The organism is Chryseobacterium angstadtii (assembly GCF_001045465.1).
GTDB classification, from domain to species: domain Bacteria; phylum Bacteroidota; class Bacteroidia; order Flavobacteriales; family Weeksellaceae; genus Chryseobacterium; species Chryseobacterium angstadtii.
Window position 1 is genome coordinate 1 of record NZ_LFND01000008.1, and the last position, 16,428, is coordinate 16,428.

The window sequence follows — 16,428 nt, forward strand, 5'->3', positions numbered from 1 at the left end:
ATGAAATAAATTCACTTGTAATTATTAAATTTCGTTGCAGTGCCTGCGACTGGACTCGAACCAGCACATCCTTAGGAAACCACCCCCTCAAGATGGCGTGTCTACCAATTTCACCACGCAGGCTATAAAATTACAAAAATCTAGTAATTTTTTTCGCTTGTGACCCGGCTGGGATTCGAACCCAGGACCCATACATTAAAAGTGTATTGCTCTACCAGCTGAGCTACCGAGTCGGTCACTTTTGTCACGATTTACATTTGAATAATGTCCCTCGTTTTCAGTGGTGCAAAGATATGAGTTTTTTCGTTATCTCAAAACTTTTTTGCAAATTTGTTTAAAAAAAATTCATGGTTATTTCACTCATCGGATACATGGGAAGTGGCAAATCTCACATTTCCAAAATTTTAAGCGACAAAATAAATTTTAAGCTAATTGACCTTGATAAAGAGATTTCCAGGCGAAATAAATTAACGATTCCTGAGATTTTCGAAAAAAAGGGAGAAATTCACTTTAGAAAGCTGGAAAGAGAGGCCCTGGAGGAAATTCTGGCATCGGAAGAAAATGTGGTTTTAAGCCTCGGAGGAGGTACCCCGGTTTACTATAATAATATGGAAATTATCAACCACGGTTCAAAAAGTGTTTTTTTGAGAGCTTCTGTAGGGACTTTATTTGAAAGAATTTCAAAACAGAAGGAAAAAAGGCCTATTATAGCGAATATCCCGGATGAAGACCTGCCGGAGTTTATCGCCAAGCATTTATTTGAAAGAAATGCATTTTACAGCAAAGCACAGTTCAGTGTGAATACAGATTCCAGAGATCCGGAAGACATTGTACAGGAAATAATAGAAAAGCTCTATCTCTAGAGCTTTTCGTATTTAATCTTCATTTTCTTCGGTACCTTCTGCTGTTTCGCCAAAGAAATCATCCCAGTCTGTAAAGTCTGAGGCAATATCATTCCCTACATACTCATCCATCTCTCTCCGGTCTTTTTTAGTAGGTCTTCCTTCTCCTTTGTTTCTGTAATAATCCTGCGACATTTTACGCAGTTTTAATAATTCATACTGATCTTTATCGGTCACATCCTGGATATGAAGAGGAACCAACTTAGCTCCCATCCTGCTTTTGGGGATCTGGGTCACCTTTATTTTATAGTCAATTTGATTTTTGCGGATCTTGATAATATCTCCTTCTTTTACCTCCTTAGATGACTTTACGGCAGAGGTTCCTATCGAAACTCTGTTCTTTTTAATTTCCTCTGCTGCAATACTTCTCGTCTTATAAAAACGAATGCTCCATAAAAATTTATCTATTCTCATAATTTTTTATACTTTTGCCGTTATATTATTTGTAAAGTAATTAAAGTTTTTTGAAATGAAAAAAATATTTTTATATATCCTGACAGGATCTTTATGTTTTTCTGCATGTAAGAAAGATGATGAAGTTGAAACATATAAAGAACCGGAAGATATCACCGTTCAGAATAATTATGACGATCAGGCCATTAAAAAGTTTATGTCCGAGAATTATCTGGATGCCCAGGGAAATATAAAAGCCTTCAGTACTACAGATACCAGTGATGATAATGAAAAGAAGCTGATTGATATGCCTTATGAAACACTTCCTTCAGGAACAATATACATCATGAGAGAAGGAGCACAGCCAGCTGTAGATGAAGGTCAAACAATCAAACCGCAGGATATCCTTACCATGATGATCAAAGCTACCGCTTATCTGGCAGCCAATTCTGATGGAAATGTATCTTTCATTTCGTCTCTTAATATCTCCAATACCATCAACGGTAGCGCACTTCCACTGATAGATCCTATGTATTACTATGTTAAAAATAGTGTTCTTACCGCTGCTACAACCGGAGTAGCGCAACAGAGAAGCTATTATGAAATTGAAGGATTTCAGGAGGCCATACAAAAATTCAAAGCTTTCAATAACCTTCCAAGCGGGGCACCTTATAATCTTCAGGGAGTTATCTTAGTACCATCAAGAGCTGTTTTTGCAAGAGATCCTCATTATCCATACAATACGCAGTATTCTTTGAGAAATTACTCTATGGTGTTTAATTTCCAGGTGTACGGAAGAGCTGACAGACCAGCAGGACAATAATTTAAGATTACAATATCGACATAAAAAAACGCCTTCAGACGAAGGCGTTTTTGTTTTTATTTATCTCTTATGTTCTGGCTTTCTGCTTTACATTTCCTAAAATATCCGGGAAATAAAGATCTGCCAGATGATCAAATTCATCACCTCTCATAAACATAGTGGCATCTACTTCTTCATAAGAACTTCTTCCTGCCGCTGCAATCAGTTCATTGCAGGTATGCAGCGTGTTTTTATGGAAATGATACACTCTTTCACTTTTATCGGTAACATCAAGCCCTTTAATCAGCATTTTATCCTGAGTGGCCACTCCCGTAGGACAGTTATTGCTGTTACATCTCAAAGCCTGAATACATCCTAATGAGAACATAAATCCTCTCGCGTTATTACACATATCCGCTCCCATAGCCACAGCTCTGAGAATATCCAAGCTGGTAAGTACTTTCCCGCTGGCAATAACTCTTAATTTGCTTCTTAGGTTATAATTATTCAGGGTTCTGTTAACAAAGATCAGAGCCGGTTCCAAAGGCATCCCTACTCCATCTGAAAATTCCGGTGGCGCCGCTCCTGTTCCTCCTTCTGCGCCGTCTATGGTAATAAAATCCGGATAAATCTTCATAACGTTCATCTGTACGCAGATATCTTCGAATTCTTTGGTATCCCCGATACAAAGCTTAAAACCAACCGGCTTCCCTCCTGAAAGCTCTCTCAGTTGCTGTACAAACCTCAACAAGCCTGAAGCATCAGAGAATGAGGTGTGAGACGGCGGAGAAATAACAGTTATTCCCGGTGTCACGTGACGGATTTTTGCAATCGCCGGTGTATTTTTCACTCCCGGAAGCACCCCTCCATGTCCGGGTTTTGCTCCCTGGGACAATTTGATCTCAATCATCTTCACGTTCGGAAGGGTAGAATATTTTTCGAATAATTCCGGATTAAATTTACCTTGTTCATCTCTACAGCCAAAATATCCGGTTCCTATCTGCCAGCAAAGGTCGCCGCCTTCCATATGATAGGGAGAAATGCCTCCTTCTCCTGTATTGTGGTAGAAATTCCCTTTTTTAGCTCCTCTGTTTAACGAAATCTGTGCCCTGTCACTCAATGCACCAAAGCTCATTGCCGAAATATTGAATAAAGAAGCATGGTAAGGCTGGGTGCACTGCTCTCCTCCTACCCAAACTCTAGGAAGTTCTTCTGAAGGAGATTTGGCATAGATAGAATGCTTAATTCCTTCATATTTTCTGTGATTAACTTCTAACTGCGTTCCAAAAGCAACGGTATCACTTAAATTTTTCGCTCTTCTGTATACTGCAGAACGCTGGTTTCTGGGAAATGGCTTCCCATCTGTCTCTCTTTCGATGAAATACTGCTGCATTTCGGGTGAAATACTTTCGAAAAAGTACCTGAAGTACCCCAAAACCGGGAAGTTCCTCAAAATGGCGTGTTTTGACTGGTAAGCGTTGTAAACTCCCAATGCATAAATAGCGGACAGCAGGATGGGTATCCAGTAATGCGCTCTGATCAGTAATGCGACAATCCATGTAGCAGTTACCAATACAATTCCCCAAGATAAAAACTTATCTCTCATGAATGTAGTATTTAAAGTTAAAATAAATTTAGTAGAAATTTCGCAAAGAGACTATGCTTTTGCTAAAAAACTTTCGAAGGATGATTGCACAGAAACCGTGCCATCTGACAGGATTTTTTCTAAATTTAGAAATTCAATCTGATTAACGAATGCGGGATCAAAATCTTTCTGGACTCTCACATAGTTTTCTGTGAAGCCAAACATTTTGCCGTCTTTATTTTCATGCTCCCAAAGAACAGGAAGCGTTTTTCCAAGTTGAGTCTGATAAAATGCCATCTTTTTCTTTTCAGAAAGGATTCTCAGCATTTTATTACGTTTTTTTCTTTCAGGAATAGGAACTACTCCATCCATGTCTGCAGCTTCCGTATTTTCTCTTTCAGAATAAGTAAATACGTGAAGGTAGGTAATAGGAAGTTCATTCAGGAAATTATAGGTTTCCATGAATTTTTCTTCTGTTTCGCCCGGAAATCCTACAATAACATCTACTCCGATAGCGGCATCCGGCATCACTTCGCGAATCTTATTCACCCTGTTGTTGTACAGTTTGGTAAGATAACGGCGCTTCATTTTCTTCAACAGATCATCGCATCCCGACTGTAGCGGAATGTGAAAATGGGGAACAAAACTTTTGCTTCGGGAAACCAGCTCGATGCTTTCGTCTTTCAGAAGATTGGGTTCAATGGAGGAAATACGGATTCTTTCAATGCCTTCTACCTGATCCAGCTCTGAAATTAAGTCGAGGAAAGTATGCTCATGCTTTTTGTTTCCGAATTCACCTTTACCGTAATCACCGATATTGACTCCTGTAAGAACAATTTCTTTGATGTCTCTTCCGGCAATTTCTTTGGCATTTTTAAGAACATTCTCGATGGTATCTGAACGGGAAATTCCTCTGGCCAGCGGAATGGTACAATATGTACATTTGTAATCACATCCGTCCTGTACTTTCAGAAAAGCTCTTGTTCTGTCACCAATTGAGTAGCTTCCGATAAAGAAATCGGTTTCTTCAATTTCACATGAATGGACAATTCCTTCATTTTCTCTCTTCTCCAGATCGTCCAGGTAGCTTAAAATATTGAATTTTTCTTTGGCTCCCAGGACAAGATCTACCCCGTCTATCTGTGAAATTTCTTCAGGTTTCAGCTGTGCATAACATCCTACAATCACAACCAACCCTTCCGGATTAGCCTTCATAGCACGTTTTACGTGAAGTTTACATTCCCGGTCTGCATTTTCGGTTACCGAACATGTATTGATTACATAAACGTCTGCTTTCTCATCAAAACTTACTTTATCATAACCTGCATCTGTTAATTGACGGGCAATAGTAGATGTTTCCGCAAAATTTAATTTGCAGCCAAGCGTATGAAATGCGGCAGTTCCGTGAAAAGTAGACATTATATACTCCTAAATTTTCTGGGTGCAAAGATAGTAATTTTAATAATAATTCTAAATTGATTCAGTCTATTATTTATATTCATCCCTTACTTCAGGGCTGTTCTGAAAGCATACGGGAGATGAATTAGAATCTGTATTTTCATTAGAAAACTTATGTTTCATTTCATTATTAAATTCCTGAGACTTGTTTCTTTCAATGGAAAGGGTTTTCCAGTTCTCATTCTTTGTCATTTTCGCAATGTAAACAACCTGCCCGATATGATACGGATAATGAGCCAGCTGGCGGCAGACTGCATCCATAACCGAGTGCGCTTCTCCTCTCAGATAAACCGTCTGATTCCAATTTTCGTCATTAATCGTATCCAGGCCTTCGAAAAGGCATTTCCATCCTGATTCCCAACACTCAATAACTTCCTGTCTGGATTTAAATGTATTGATAAACTCATCATCACGGTTACGCCACGGCTTTTCTCCGTCTTCTGTAAGGAAATTAGTCCATCTTGAAAGCATATTTCCTGCAATATGCTTAACTATTACTGCAATGGAATTACTTTCATCATTATACTGCCAGAAGATCTGCTCATCAGAAAGCTGTTCAAATGATTTGTCTCCAAGAGATTTATAGTATTTAAAACGTTTTATAAAAAGATCTTTCATGATTTTAAAATAAAAACCAAGTTAGTTATTTTCCCGTATATAAAGGTAAACGGCAGTATGGGATGTAAAATAAATGATTTTATGAAGGATCTGAATTCGTTAAAAACGGAACATCTTGAAAAATGGTTCACGGATGATAGCACAATCTGGATTCCTCCATCAAAAGAAATTTCCGGCAAGAATAGAATTTTAGCTTTATTCAGAGCCATTTTCAGAAGGTATGAATCCATTGAATGGAAGGTTTTTGAAATTTTCCCATTGGGAGGTCAAAAATATTTTTACCGGACAACATCTTACGGAAATATGATTAATAAAGGAGCTTACGAGAATAATATATGTACAGTAGTTCACTTTTCGGAGGAGGGAAAAATCATTTATCTTTCTGATTATTTTAAAGACACGAAAGCTTTTAATTAGAAAGTTGGCTGTTCAGTAAAATCCAAATAAAAAACCATTCCTTTCGAAATGGTTTTACATAAATAGTTTATTGTTAAAAAAGCTTAGTCTCTGTTTTTGACTACAATCCAGCCTGAATATTTGATAGGAGTATTCAATCTGTCATTTTCATTCCAGCCTACAGTATACCAGTAGTTTCCGGTAGGTACTTTCACTCCGTTCTTGCTGGTTCCCTCCCATTTGTATCCTGTAGATTTATCCACCTGGAAGATCATGTTTCCATACCGGTCGAAAATATTCATCACCAGATTTTTCTTGTTCGCCAATGCGGAATAATCAATCACATCGTTATAGCCGTCTCCGTTTGGTGTGATTACATTCACAAGATTTGGAACTACAATGCTGATATCAATAGGATCACAGTCGTAAGAATCTTTTACAAATATGTTGGCATCGCCTCTTTTCACATTATTGAATATATTGGAATCCTGCCATATGATATTATCCATAGAGTATTTGTAAGGTGGTGTTCCTCCTATTACAGACACAGTAACTGTTGTATTTGAAATATCAATATTGGAAACAACAGGCTGTTCTGAAGGATATACTTTCACGTTTTGTGTAACAGTACAATCTCCCGTTCTAAGCTTCACCCAATAGGTACCTACCCCTACATTATTAATGACTTGGGTAAGAGCTCCTGTACTCCACTCATATCCATTGAATCCCGGTCCGGCATCCAAAGTGGTTCTGTCTTCTACACAGATAATTTTATCTTTAAGAACATCAGAATATACCGGCGGTATAACGACTAATGTAATTTTAGCGATATTAAAGCAGCCCTGTGCATTAGAAACCCTTACATAGGCAACACCGCTGGGAGCAACATGTGTTGCTGGTGTTAAAATTTCATTGGTCAGATTCACTGCATCTGTTACAGAACGGAAATACCTTCTGACAGCTCCGGCCTGTACAGTTACGATAGCTCCCGTAAGATTGAAAGATGCTGTAGCCGGGGCGCTTTCTATAGAACAGGATCTTAATGTAGCATCATTAACTACGACTACAGGATGGAACCTCAACGTAATCTGCGCAATAGCAGTACATCCGAATGTAGAAGTCACTTTAACATGGATCGTTGCTTCCGCGGAAGTAAATGCCATAGGGTTAGTAATTTCATTGATGCCTGCATTGAGATCAGCAAGACTATTGTAATACTTCTTGGTTACAGTAGGATCTGCAATAATATTGGCTGCCGTAAGGTCATATACGGCGGTTCCTGCATTATTGTTGTTACATTGAGTCAGAGTCACATTATTGACAGCAATACCGCGGTCTCTGAACTTAAATGTTCCAATCTGTTTACATTTATTGAGCGGGCTGTTCGGATCACCCGGAGCGGTATAGCTTATGCTGTAAAAATAAGTAGGAGTCGGATTCACCATCATTGGTGCCGTGATAGGATTAGCCCCTGTTAAAGCATCATTCTGCGTTGTATGATAACTTACACTAAAATTAGGATTTCCGTTGATAATTCCGGCGGATAGTGTAGAAAAATCAAACATCACCGGATTGCCGCATATAGTCACTTCTCTTGGATCTGCCGGATTAGCAGCAGGCACTCCCGGCGGATTGAACGGGAATGGCTGTGTAGCAGGATCTGTAAAAGGAGATGCCAATGTAGCCGTTCCTCCCCAGGTTAAAGAAAATGGAGCTACGGTAGGATTCGCATTATCAACCCAGTTATCAAGGTATAAATAATAGGTTTGTCCCGCTATTACATCCAAAAACCGGCAATATGGCGTGAATGACCCTCCGGGAGCATTGGTAATAGTGCTTACCATATTCAATCCTGTTGCTGCTCCTACCAACTGAATGGTTGCCGCGTTACAGCGTATAGGCGCTCCTAAATTTCCACAGGTGGTATTGGGGCCATAGATTGCCCAGTCGTAATCTGCATCCGGATCATTGGGTACCAGATTAAAAGTAAGCGTTCCACTGGTAGCAATGGTTATCTTATACCAGATTGAATTGTGCTCTCCTGTAGCCAGACACCCACCTAATGCTTCATTAACATTTCCGATGCCAACCGGATTATAGGTAATGTTTGAATTTCCGCAAACCGCGAGCGCCGTAGCACAGTCTGCCTGGGCAAATAATACCCGCGAAATTCCGAAAAGAAAAAGAAGTAAAAGTTTTTTCATAGATATATTATTTTTAATGGTTTCGATTTATAAAATCATGTAATATGACTGATTTTCATATACCTACCAAATATACCTATAATTTAATTACAAACAAATATTTTTTAAAAAGTTTGAATTATTTTAATAAAAACTGTTAAAAACTTACGATATACAACAATAAACAGCCACTATTTTATACTTGTAATATTTCCACAAAGGTTTTCAAGATGAAAAATTTTATGAAAAGGGCTCTTTACTTCCTTCAAATGTTCTTTGTCCTGAATAAATGTATATCTGGAGGCTATGGAATTCATATCGGAAACAATTACCAGCCAGCATTCATCCACAGAAGTGTCGTAGTAAGGAAATTTTTCATTCTTCTTATCAATGAGTTCGAGAATTTTCTCGGAGCAGAGTTCATCAAAAAGATTCATACTGTATTCATGGGTAATAAAAACATTTCTGCGGTGAAAGGATTTCCGCATACTTTTGACGCAGCCTATAGGTTTGTTTTTCTTTATACTCCTGTAAATGCTGATGATATTTTCTTCCTGCTCTTCTATATGATCAAACCTTATATTGGGATGGAATTCTAAAAAATAAACACCACGATATTTCGCGGTGTCTTCCTGTTCTAATAGTATTTCGGCCTGACGGAACATCTTATTCAAGGTGCTTTCTACCTTTTTCATTTCCAGATGATTGATCACTTCGGTAAGTTCTATTCCGATCTTTTTGTCGTTGAGTTTTGCAATAAAGTCGGGACTTTCGCAGGTAAGATCTTCAAATTTTACTTCGGGGAAATGATGCATAAAAGAATTAAGCAGCAGAATCTCGGATTTCTTTCTGTATTTTTCACGGTCATGGAGCAGAGATTCGTCTATTTTACGGTGATACTTTTCTATCGGCTTTTTCTTTAAATGCCGGTTCATGTAATATAGGCTCAGATTCTTTATTAAATCTTCATCAGAAAATGTCTTTTTCATAGGTGATTTTTTTATGTGACCAAAGAACACATGCCATATTGGCTTCCACCGTTAGAAGCTTTTGATTTTCAAAAATTTACATAATAAAGGTAAGTAAAAAAACTATTCATAAGATACTTTTAAATTAATTTATCAAATAATTAATGTAAAGTTTATTTTCATAATCAATACCTTTAGCCCTCAAAATACAAAACTGTGATTTATGGATTTTAAAAATTTTAAAATACCTTACGACATCCACCCTCAATATTCTAAAAAAGTGGCCTATTTTTCAATGGAATTTGCCATTGAACAGGTTTTAAAAATCTATTCGGGAGGTTTGGGATTTCTGGCTGGGTCTCATATGAGAAGTGCTTATAATCTGAAACAGGATCTCATCGGGATCGGAATCTTATGGAAATTCGGATATTATGATCAGGCAAGAAATCATGATCAGACGCTCCAACCAGTATGGACAAAAAAAATGTACAGCTTTCTTGAAGATACGGGAATAAAATTTCAGATCGAAATTCACAGTGCTCCGGTATGGGTAAAAGTCTGGTACCTTGATCCTGAGATTTTCAATACCGCTCCAATGTTCTTCCTTTCCACAGATGTTCCGGAAAACGACCACGTTTCCAAAACCATCTGTCATAAACTATATGATGCCAACGAATCTACCAAACTGGCCCAATACATTCTGCTGGGAAAAGGGGGCGCCAAGCTTCTGGATGAAATCAATGCCGAAAGAGAAGTATATCATCTGAATGAAGCTCACGGACTTCCCGCTGCTTTTTATCTGCTGAGAAAATACAACGGCGACCTGAACAAGGTAAAAGAAAAGCTGGTTTTCACCACTCACACACCGGAAGAGGCCGGAAATGAAAAACATAACCTGAAACTGTGCTATGATATGTCTTATTTTTCAGGTTTCAGCATGCAGGATATAAAAAGTATTGAAGGATCCGATGATGACCGTTTCAATCATTCTTTATGTGCTTTAAAAATGGCAAGAATAGCCAATGGGGTTTCTCAGCTGCATGGCGTGGTTTCCAGAGCGATGTGGAGTAAATATCCGGGAATCTGCGAAATAACATCCATTACCAATGCACAGGAGTTCAAATATTGGTCAGACAAGCCTCTTTATAACGCCAAAGATGAAAATGATGCCACTGTTTTCGATTACCGCAAAAAGCATTTAAAGAAAAGATTATTCACCATTGTTGCAGACCAGACAGGAAATCTTTTCAATCCCAATATTTTCACCATAGCATGGGCAAGAAGGTTTGCAGGCTACAAACGTGCAGATCTGCTGCTTCACGATAAAGAAAGATTCTACAGATTATTGAACAACCCGAAATATCCGGTACAGATTATCTGGTCAGGAAAACCCTATCCGATGGATTATTCTGCAATTTCTACTTTCAATACTTTAGTAGAGGAAAGCAAAAATCATAAAAACATGGCCGTTCTTACCGGATATGAACTGTCTTTAAGTAAATCCATGAAACAGGGTTCTGATTTGTGGCTCAATAACCCAAGAGTACCAAGAGAAGCTTCCGGAACTTCAGGAATGACGGCTGCAATGAACGCTTCCGTGAATCTTTCTACCGATGATGGCTGGATCCCTGAATTTGCAAAACCGGGAGAAAACTCATTTGTGGTTCCCAAAGCAGATTATGTAAACATGAGCATCTATGAACAGGATACTTACGACCTCAATGCCCTGTATGAAATTCTTGAAAATGAAATTCTCCCTACCTATTACGATAATCCGGACCGATGGAGAAAAATTCAGTATAACGCGATGGATGATGTCAAAGAACACTTCAACAGCGACAGGATGGCGGATGAATATTACAGGATTCTGTATAATGGGGTAAAGAGCTAAGAAAGCGAATAAGCTGATAAGCCCATTTAGCTGTTTTTCGACTGTAGCTATTTGCCTTCTTTGCTTTTTAGCTTTCCAAAAAAAAATGGCGGGAACCGGAGGTTCCCGCCATTTTTTTTTGGAAATTATTTCTTTTTCGGCACTTTCAAGCCTTCTTCCCTGGCTTCAGAAATCCCTATGGCTATAGCCTGTTTTCTGTCTGTCACTTTTTTGCCGGAAGAAGACTTCAGTTTTCCTTCCTTGAATTCGTGCATGACTTCTCCAATTTTGTCCTGAGCTTTTTCTGAATATTTGGTCTTGCTCATATGATGTGTTTTTAAGATTTTGGCAGGGATACCCCTAATTCATAAACTTCGGCGTGCTTCAAATACTTTGAGCGTTCTCTGGAAGTTACCGATTCAAAATGATCATTTTTGATCACAATGATTGGGTCTTCTATATTTTCGATTTCAAAACTGGCAAAATACCTTTCGTCCGGACTGGTTTTATCTTTGCTGGCTTTTATTTTCTGCAGCTCGTCCGCGTATTTTCTAAAACCGGGATCTGAGGAATGAATAAATTTATATTCCTCACCGGCATTAACGTAATAATGCAGCTTTTTTTCAATCAGACCAGCTTCATCTGTAATCTGCGGATTATCATTTCCGTCTTTAAAACCAACTTCAACCAAAGTTCCTCCTTTTTTGTCTGCACATTCCTGAGCATCTTTAAAGCTTGAAAATCCGGTATAAACAATCTGATCGCTTAAGACATAGCGATTCAGTTTCTGATTGTATGCATTCGTTTCCATAATTATTATTTGATTTGATTATGAAATAATATATTCAATTTTTCTGCCAAATTGTTAATTTCAAAAAAATCACTGATGAATGATTTTTTTTACTAGTTTAGGTCCTTCAACCAAAAAAATATGACAATCATGAAAAATCTTAAAAAGATCTCAAGAGTACAGTTAAGGGAATTACAGGGTGGAGGCCTGCCAGGAATGAAAAGATGTTCAGATCCGGTTACCTGCCAAACCATGATGTGGTATGCTGTTCCACCCATGCAAAACTCATGTAATCCCACGCTTCCGGTTTGCTTAACAGAACTAAACCCTCCTATTGAGTAAGAAAAATTTATAAAAATAATAACAAAAAGCAGGATCTTAGGGTTCTGTTTTCTTTTATATGGTTATCTGACTAAGAATTATTAAATTTGGAATCATTAAAATTAGAAATGAAAAAAATACTCTTAACTCTTACTGTAGCGGTGGCATTCCATAATGCATCTGCTCAGGAAATCACTTTAGATAAAATATATTCCGGGTATTACCGTGGAAAAGGCATCGCAGGTATCGCTTCCATGAAAAATGGTGAGAACTATCTGGTGATTGAACCGACAGGAATTGCCAAGTATTCTTATAAAACTTCACAAAAAGAAGGAAATATTGTAGACGGTAAGTTTGATAGCTATGAATTTTCTGATGATGAATCTAAAATTCTTCTTTTAAAAGAAAGCCAGCCTATTTACAGACATTCTTTTTTGGGCAAGTTTGATGTAAAAGATTTGAAATCAGGAAAGACAATCAGTCTGAATGACGGGAAAACGGTTCAGGAACCACGATTTTCGCCCGATGCCACTAAGGTAGCATTTATAGCGGAAAACAATTTATTTTATCAGGATCTGAGTTCAGGAAAAATTACTCAAATTACCAACGACGGTAAGAAAAATTCAATCATTAACGGATTGGCAGACTGGGTATACGAAGAGGAATTCGGGCATGCAAGACAGTACGAATGGACTAAGAATTCGGATGCAATTGTATTTGTAAAGTCGGATGAAAGCCAGGTTCCGGAGATTTATATTCCGATTTACGGAAAAAAACTTTATCCGGATGAAATGCGTTACAAATATCCTAAAGCGGGAGAAAAAAACTCTGTTGTTTCTGCCCAGCTTTACCGTATTGACAGTGGAAAAACAACTCCTCTGAATTTAAGTTCTTTCAAAAATTACTATATCCCGAACGTTATTCAGACCGCAAAACCTGATGAGATGGTTCTGATCACTTCAGAAAGAATTCAGAATGCCTCTGATATTTTAAAAGTAAATACTAAAACGGGAGCTGTTCAGAAATTGTTTACGGAAACAGACGAGAAATGGATTGATACGGACAGCCCTACTATGGAATTCCTTGAGGATGATTCTTTCCTGTGGTCCTCCGAAAGAGATGGAAACCGTCATTTATATTGGTATGACAAAGACGGAAAACTGAAAAAACAGGTAACAAAAGGAAACTGGGAAGTAACCGATTACTACGGATTCAATCCGAAGTCTAAAGAAATTTATGTTCAAACCACTGAAAAAGGAAGCATCAACAAGGTGGTTTCCAAAGTGAATATTGAAAACGGAAAATCTCAGCTTATTTCTAATGCTGAAGGAAACAATTCTGCTAATTTCAGCAAAAACTACAACTATTTCATTGAAACGTCTTCCACTGCTTCAAAACCTTATGCTTTTGTTTTAAAAGACGGAAATGGCAAAGCTGTAAAGGAGCTTCAAAATAATAATGACCAGCTTCAGAAATTAAAGGCAGATAACTTTGTAGATAAGGAATTCATTACGATTCCAAATGACGCAGGTGATCAGATGAATGCCTGGATTATGAAGCCTAAAAACTTTGATCCGAATAAAAAATATCCTCTGTTTATGTTCCAGTATTCCGGACCGGGATCACAGCAGGTAGCGAATTCGTGGGATGCAGGTAATGCTTTATGGTTCAATCATCTGGTACAGAAAGGATATATTGTTGCCTGTGTAGATGGACGTGGAACAGGCTATAAAGGAACTAAATTCAAGAAAGTAACTTACATGAATTTAGGAAAATACGAAATTGAAGATCAGATCTCGGCTGCGAAATGGCTTGGAAACCAGCCCTATATCGACAAAACAAGAATCGGAATGTTCGGATGGAGCTTTGGTGGCTATATGACCAGTTTAGCAATGACTAAAGGAGCCGATGTTTTCAAGGTAGGAATTGCCGTAGCGCCGGTTACCAACTGGAGATATTATGATTCTGTATATACGGAAAGATTTATGAGGACTCCTCAGGAAAATCCGGACGGATACGATAAAAACTCGCCTACAGAATATGCAAAATTGCTAAAAGGTAAATTATTACTGATCCACGGAACAGCTGATGACAATGTACATTTCCAAAATTCTATGGAATTCTCAGAAGCTTTGATTCAAAACAAAAAACAGTTTGATTTCATGGCTTATCCAGATAAAAACCACGGAATTTATGGCGGACAGACAAGACCACAGCTGTACCAGAAAATGACGGATTTTATTTTGAATAATCTATAATATTCTTATAATATACAATCAAAACCTCTCAATTTGAATTGAGAGGTTTTTTATTCATTTCATTAATCATTTCCACAACATATTATTTATTTTATCAATTAAAATTAAAAACCTATTTTTGGGAAATTTGAAAATTGAATATATGAAGACTAAACATCCTAAAGGCCTGCCCTTCCTCTTTTTCACAGAAATGTGGGAGCGCTTCGGGTACTATCTGATTCTCGGAATCTTTGTACTTTATGTTATTGAGCCTACCGGAATGAAAGGCGGACTTGGACTTCCGGACAAAACTGCTGATGATATTTTCGGAACCTACATTGCTTTGACTTATCTAACGCCTTTTCTTGGAGGATTTTTGGCCGATAGAGTTTTGGGTTACATTAAATCCATCTACTTAGGAGGTATTCTGATGGCCGCCGGATATATCGGAATGGGTGTTTTCAAAGAACTTCCTCTTTTTTACGGTTCATTAGCGTTGATCATTATTGGAAACGGTTTTTTTAAGCCTACCATTTCTACATTATTAGGAAACCTTTATTCCGAGGAGCCTTACAAAGCCAATAAAGACTCCGGATACAATATTTTCTACATGGGAATCAATATCGGAGCTTTTATCTGTAATATTATTGCAGCCTTCATGCGTAATAAATTCGGATGGGGTGAAGCCTTCATTACTGCAGGAGTAGGAATGCTGGTTGGTCTTATCATTTTTACCATAGGAAGAAAACACTATATCCATGCAGCACAGATGAAGCCTGTAGAGGAAGGAGATACCAAACTTTCGGAAATTTTAATTAAGGTTTTCGTTCCTGCCATTGCCGTAGGAGCTATAGGATGGTTTATTCCGGGAAATATCTTCGGAAGCGACAGTACCGATGCGTTTATTTTTGCCTGTGTTCCGGTTATTTATTTCTATGCCTCACTTTATTTCAAGGCCAAACCGGAAGAGAAACCTTCAATTGGAGCCCTGCTTTCCGTATTTCTGATCAGTATGTTCTTCTGGGCCGTTTTTAAACAGAACGGTACCGCACTTACAAGATGGGCCAATTATTATACAGACCGAAGTGTTCCCGCTTCTTTGGAAAAACCTCTTGAAAATATCTACATGGTGGATGGAAAAAGCTACGAAAGCAAAGAAGTTCCCGTATATGACAATCAGTTTCAGTCTAAGAAAGACAAAGATGGAAACACCATTAAAGAAACCGGAAAGGATGTTTATTTCAAAAATATTTCGCCTGAGCAGCGTGAGGCTTTGGAAAAAAATCCTGAAACTAAGGTCTATTTATACAATACAGAATTATTCCAGTCCATCAATCCGTTTTGGGTAATCGCGCTTACCCCTGTCATCGTAGGATTCTGGGCTTTACTGAGAAGAAAAGGAAAAGAACCTTTAACGCCTACAAAAATTGTTCTGGGACTGTTTATTTCCGGATTATCGTGTTTGGTGATGGTTCTTGCCGTAATGGCCGGAGACAACGGAGCTGTAAAAGTATCTCCTCTGTGGCTGGTAGCCAGCTATGGTGTAATTACCATAGGAGAACTTTGCCTTTCACCAATGGGACTTTCCTTCGTATCCAAACTTTCCCCGGCAAGAATTACCGCCTTGATGATGGGAGGATTTTTCTTGGCCAACTCAGTTGGAAACAAGCTTTCCGGAATTCTGGCCAGTACCTGGTACAGCTATGACAATAAGATGAATTATTTCCTTGTTAATTTCGCTTTGTTAATATTTGCGACACTTTTAGGTCTGTCTATGTTAAAAAGATTAAATAAGATTATGAAAGAAAAAGGACACTAATCCCTAATTATTATAAAGAATATTAAGCTGCAGAATCACTCTGCAGCTTTTTTATTTAAATATAAAATTAAAACCTTGTTAAAAAC

General features: G+C 38.0%; 15 protein-coding genes and 2 tRNA genes. 7 read left to right on the forward strand and 10 right to left on the reverse strand.

What is annotated here, in order from left to right:
• Positions 1–40: 40 nt before the first annotated feature.
• Both ACM46_RS21045 and ACM46_RS21050 read right to left on the reverse strand, forming a co-directional pair.
• Positions 41–123, reverse strand: a tRNA-Leu gene (locus ACM46_RS21045).
• A 37-nt stretch (positions 124–160) separates the two neighbouring features.
• Positions 161–233 (reverse strand) — tRNA-Lys (locus ACM46_RS21050).
• Between the two features lie 114 nt (positions 234–347).
• On the opposite strand from ACM46_RS21050, the gene ACM46_RS21055 reads away from it, so the two are divergent.
• Entirely contained in the window at positions 348–863 is a 516-nt protein-coding gene (locus tag ACM46_RS21055; protein WP_048508661.1) for a shikimate kinase, read from the forward strand.
• Between the two features lie 12 nt (positions 864–875).
• On the opposite strand, the gene ACM46_RS21060 is transcribed toward ACM46_RS21055, so the two are convergent.
• Positions 876–1,316: an RNA-binding S4 domain-containing protein gene (locus ACM46_RS21060; RefSeq protein ID WP_048508662.1), complete on the reverse strand. Its 441-nt coding sequence runs from the start codon at positions 1,314–1,316 to the stop codon at positions 876–878.
• Between the two features lie 55 nt (positions 1,317–1,371).
• On the opposite strand from ACM46_RS21060, the gene ACM46_RS21065 reads away from it, so the two are divergent.
• On the forward strand, positions 1,372–2,118 hold the full coding sequence (locus ACM46_RS21065; protein ID WP_048508663.1) for a hypothetical protein: 747 nt from the start codon (positions 1,372–1,374) through the stop codon (positions 2,116–2,118).
• Positions 2,119–2,185: 67 nt separating this feature from the next.
• Here ACM46_RS21065 and ACM46_RS21070 read toward each other — a convergent pair whose 3' ends face one another.
• The 3 genes from ACM46_RS21070 to ACM46_RS21080 all read right to left on the reverse strand — a co-directional run bounded on the left by ACM46_RS21070 (position 2,186) and on the right by ACM46_RS21080 (position 5,758).
• Positions 2,186–3,703 (reverse strand): FMN-binding glutamate synthase family protein, encoded by a 1,518-nt coding sequence (locus tag ACM46_RS21070; RefSeq protein ID WP_048508664.1) that lies wholly within the window; start codon positions 3,701–3,703, stop codon positions 2,186–2,188.
• 51 nt (positions 3,704–3,754) lie between these two features.
• On the reverse strand, positions 3,755–5,101 hold the full coding sequence (gene mtaB / locus ACM46_RS21075) for a tRNA (N(6)-L-threonylcarbamoyladenosine(37)-C(2))-methylthiotransferase MtaB (protein ID WP_048508665.1): 1,347 nt from the start codon (positions 5,099–5,101) through the stop codon (positions 3,755–3,757).
• 69 nt (positions 5,102–5,170) lie between these two features.
• Positions 5,171–5,758, reverse strand: coding sequence for a DUF1572 domain-containing protein (locus tag ACM46_RS21080; RefSeq protein WP_048508666.1), 588 nt, complete (start codon positions 5,756–5,758; stop codon positions 5,171–5,173).
• 81 nt (positions 5,759–5,839) lie between these two features.
• On the opposite strand from ACM46_RS21080, the gene ACM46_RS21085 reads away from it, so the two are divergent.
• On the forward strand, positions 5,840–6,175 hold the full coding sequence (locus ACM46_RS21085; RefSeq protein WP_157859472.1) for a nuclear transport factor 2 family protein: 336 nt from the start codon (positions 5,840–5,842) through the stop codon (positions 6,173–6,175).
• A gap of 83 nt (positions 6,176–6,258) precedes the next feature.
• Here ACM46_RS21085 and ACM46_RS21090 read toward each other — a convergent pair whose 3' ends face one another.
• A complete protein-coding gene (locus ACM46_RS21090) occupies positions 6,259–8,358 on the reverse strand; it encodes a T9SS type B sorting domain-containing protein (RefSeq protein WP_048508668.1) in 2,100 nt (699 codons plus the stop codon).
• Between the two features lie 170 nt (positions 8,359–8,528).
• Entirely contained in the window at positions 8,529–9,326 is a 798-nt protein-coding gene (locus ACM46_RS21095) for a hypothetical protein (protein WP_048508669.1), read from the reverse strand.
• Positions 9,327–9,528: 202 nt separating this feature from the next.
• On the opposite strand from ACM46_RS21095, the gene glgP reads away from it, so the two are divergent.
• Positions 9,529–11,196, forward strand: coding sequence for an alpha-glucan family phosphorylase (glgP, locus tag ACM46_RS21100; protein ID WP_048508670.1), 1,668 nt, complete (start codon positions 9,529–9,531; stop codon positions 11,194–11,196).
• 125 nt (positions 11,197–11,321) lie between these two features.
• On the opposite strand, the gene ACM46_RS21105 is transcribed toward glgP, so the two are convergent.
• Both ACM46_RS21105 and ACM46_RS21110 read right to left on the reverse strand, forming a co-directional pair.
• A complete protein-coding gene (locus tag ACM46_RS21105) occupies positions 11,322–11,501 on the reverse strand; it encodes a DUF6496 domain-containing protein (protein ID WP_048508671.1) in 180 nt (59 codons plus the stop codon).
• Between the two features lie 11 nt (positions 11,502–11,512).
• A complete protein-coding gene (locus ACM46_RS21110) occupies positions 11,513–11,986 on the reverse strand; it encodes a hypothetical protein (protein ID WP_048508672.1) in 474 nt (157 codons plus the stop codon).
• A 129-nt stretch (positions 11,987–12,115) separates the two neighbouring features.
• On the opposite strand from ACM46_RS21110, the gene ACM46_RS21115 reads away from it, so the two are divergent.
• The 3 genes from ACM46_RS21115 to ACM46_RS21125 all read left to right on the forward strand — a co-directional run bounded on the left by ACM46_RS21115 (position 12,116) and on the right by ACM46_RS21125 (position 16,342).
• On the forward strand, positions 12,116–12,307 hold the full coding sequence (locus tag ACM46_RS21115) for a bacteriocin-like protein (protein ID WP_131707644.1): 192 nt from the start codon (positions 12,116–12,118) through the stop codon (positions 12,305–12,307).
• 107 nt (positions 12,308–12,414) lie between these two features.
• The gene (locus ACM46_RS21120; RefSeq protein WP_048508674.1) at positions 12,415–14,544 is read left to right on the forward strand and encodes a S9 family peptidase; all 2,130 of its coding nucleotides are present in this window, start codon (positions 12,415–12,417) and stop codon (positions 14,542–14,544) included.
• Positions 14,545–14,686: 142 nt separating this feature from the next.
• Positions 14,687–16,342, forward strand: a complete 1,656-nt coding sequence (locus ACM46_RS21125) for a peptide MFS transporter (RefSeq protein ID WP_048508829.1) — start codon at positions 14,687–14,689, stop codon at positions 16,340–16,342.
• Positions 16,343–16,428 lie beyond the last annotated feature (86 nt).